The sequence below is a fragment of the Dietzia sp. DQ11-71 genome (assembly GCF_014144995.1).
Taxonomy (GTDB): Bacteria; Actinomycetota; Actinomycetes; order Mycobacteriales; family Mycobacteriaceae; genus Dietzia; species Dietzia kunjamensis.
The window spans coordinates 1-2340 of the sequence record NZ_JAALDT010000242.1 but is presented as its reverse complement, the minus strand read 5'-3'; the positions used below and the strand labels follow the sequence as shown (position 1 = coordinate 2340).

2 protein-coding genes and 1 pseudogene are annotated in these 2340 nt (G+C 71.2%); 1 reads left to right on the top strand and 2 read right to left on the bottom strand.

Going from position 1 to position 2340, the window contains the following annotated elements:
• Nucleotides 1-109, bottom strand: a pseudogene (locus G6023_RS09335) (Tat pathway signal sequence domain protein); the annotation flags it as partial.
• 162 nt (nucleotides 110-271) lie between these two features.
• Between G6023_RS09335 and G6023_RS09330 the strand changes: the two are divergent.
• A complete protein-coding gene (locus G6023_RS09330; RefSeq protein WP_182635143.1) occupies nucleotides 272-1186 on the top strand; it encodes an SDR family NAD(P)-dependent oxidoreductase in 915 nt (304 codons plus the stop codon).
• Nucleotides 1187-1254: 68 nt separating this feature from the next.
• Here G6023_RS09330 and dapA read toward each other — a convergent pair whose 3' ends face one another.
• The gene (gene dapA / locus G6023_RS09325) at nucleotides 1255-2142 is read right to left on the bottom strand and encodes a 4-hydroxy-tetrahydrodipicolinate synthase (protein WP_182635142.1); all 888 of its coding nucleotides are present in this window, start codon (nucleotides 2140-2142) and stop codon (nucleotides 1255-1257) included.
• Nucleotides 2143-2340: the final 198 nt, after the last annotated feature.

Here is a 2340-nt window from a genome sequence, read left to right as displayed (position 1 = left end):
GGATCGAGGACTGGGCACCCACCGCGGGGGTGATGCCCGCGGCGAGGGCGCCCGCCCCGGCGGCGCCGATGCCGGCGCGGCGCAGGAAGGTTCGGCGGTCGAACGTCATGGGGCTACTCCGGGATCTCGAGGAAGGGGCACGCGGGGGCACGTGTGACACGTGGGACCCGCACACCCGACGAGTGTGTCACAAGGACATCGCGAAGGATATCCCGGCGTTACCACACGGACGGACCACCACAGCGCAGGCACGGCTGGTTGACTGACGTTCATGACTCGCGCGCACAGATGGTCCGCCACCGACATCCCCGACCAGACGGGCCGGACCTTCGTGGTCACGGGCGCCAACGGCGGGATCGGGCTGGCGACCACCGCCGCACTCACGGCCCGGGGCGCCCGGGTCGTCATGGCCTGCAGGAACGAGGAGAAGGCGCAGGAGGCGCGCGCGACGCTCCCCGCCGGTGACCGGGAGCGCGCGCAGGTGCGCCTGCTCGACATGGCGGACCTGGACTCCGTCGACGCGTTCGTGGCGGCCACGGCGGCGGAGGGTGCGCCGGTCGACGTGCTGATCAACAACGCCGGTGTGATGAACATCCCCCACGCCCGCACCGCGCAGGGACACGAGATGCAGTTCGGGGTCAACGTGCTGGCACATCACGCGCTCACCCTGGGGCTGGAGCAGATGCTGACGGACCGGGTCGTGTGGCTGGGCTCGCTCGCCCACCTGCGCGGACGACTCGACACCGACGATCTCGACATGGACGTGCGCGGCTACCGACCCATGGCGGCGTACGCGGACTCCAAATTGGCGTGCATCATGCTGGGCTACGAGTGGCAGCGCCACTTCGAGCGGTCCGGCAGCGGGCTGCGGTCGGTCGCCGCCCATCCCGGTTACACGGCGACCGACCTCATCCGCCAGAGCGGCAACCCACTGGCGGACCGCTTTTTCGAGTTGGGCAACTCCATCACGTGGGCGGGCCTGACACCGGAGATGGGCGCACTGTCCGTGCTGTACGCGGCGACGGTGCCCGGCCTCACCGGCGGCGAGTTCGTCGGCCCCGATCGCCTCGGGGGCCTGCGCGGGCATCCGAAGCCCGCCCGGTCGGGTCGCCGTTCGCACGACCGGACCACGGCCGCCGCCCTGTGGCGGCGGTGCACGGAGATGGCCGCGTTCCAGCGGGCATGACGAGGGTCACGACGACGAGGTCATCCCCCGCAGAGTGGTGACCGTGGTCGGCCGGTGGCCGGGATGGGTCAGCCGAGCCCGGCCGCGGCCAGCCCGTCGCGCAACTTGGCCCGGTGCTCGGGCGGCCCCTGGAGGAGGGGCATGCGCAGGCGGTCCGAGCCGATGAGGCCGACCTCCTTCAGGGCCGCCTTGACCTGGATGGCGCCCTGCGAGGTGTGCATGATCGCGTCCACGGCCGGGATGAGGCGGGTGTGGATCTCGCGGGCCCGCGGCAGGTCACCGGCGTCGACGGCGTCGATCATCGCCCGGTAGTCGTCGCCGGCGACGTGGCCGACGACCGAGACGATGCCGGTGGCACCGAGGGCCAGGAAGGCCAGGTTGAGCACGTCGTCGCCGGAGAACCAGAGCAGGTCCGTCTCCGCCATGAGTCGACTGGCCTCGAACAGGTCACCCTTGGCGTCCTTGACCGCCCGCACCCGGGGGATCTCCGCCATCCGCCGGATGGTGTCCGTGGCCAGGGCGGTGCCGGTGCGGCCGGGGATGTCGTAGGCCATGATCGGTCGGTCGGCCGCCTCGGCGATCATCCGGAAGTGCTCGACGATCCCGTGCTGGGTGGGCTTGTTGTAGTACGGGGTCACCACGAGCAGGGAGTCGGCGCCGCGGGCGATCATCTCGCGCGCCGCACGCATCGAGTGCTCGGTGTCGTTGGTGCCGCAACCGGCCATGACCTTCACCCGGTCGCCGACGGCCTCGACGACGGCGGCCACGCTGTCGTAGTCCTCGTCGTCGGTGGTCGTCGCGGACTCGCCGGTCGTGCCGTTGACCAGCAGTCCGTCGTGGCCGTGATCGGCGAGATGGACCGCGAGCCGCTGCAGGCCGTCGAAATCGATCGAGCCGTCGTCATGCATGGGGGTCACCATCGCGGTGATGACCCGACCGAAGGGATTGTCCGACATGCGCACCAGACTAAGCCACGGTGACGCGGTCGGGAGATTCCGACGTGAGGGGTCCCCACGGGACTAGGGTCGTCAGCACCCCGGCGCCGGGGACCGGCGCCCACCACCGAGACCGCGGAGGCGATTGTGACCGACCAGACCCGACCCGACGACCCCGCGCGCATCCCGGAGGAGCCCCCGGAGTCGTTCGGCAACACC

What these genes read in the sequence shown, in the direction of transcription:
- G6023_RS09330 (WP_182635143.1), top strand. Translation starts at nt 272, where the DNA reads ATGACTCGCGCGCACAGATGGTCCGCCACCGACATCCCCGACCAGACG.
- dapA (WP_182635142.1), bottom strand. Translation starts at nt 2,142, where the DNA reads ATGTCGGACAATCCCTTCGGTCGGGTCATCACCGCGATGGTGACCCCC.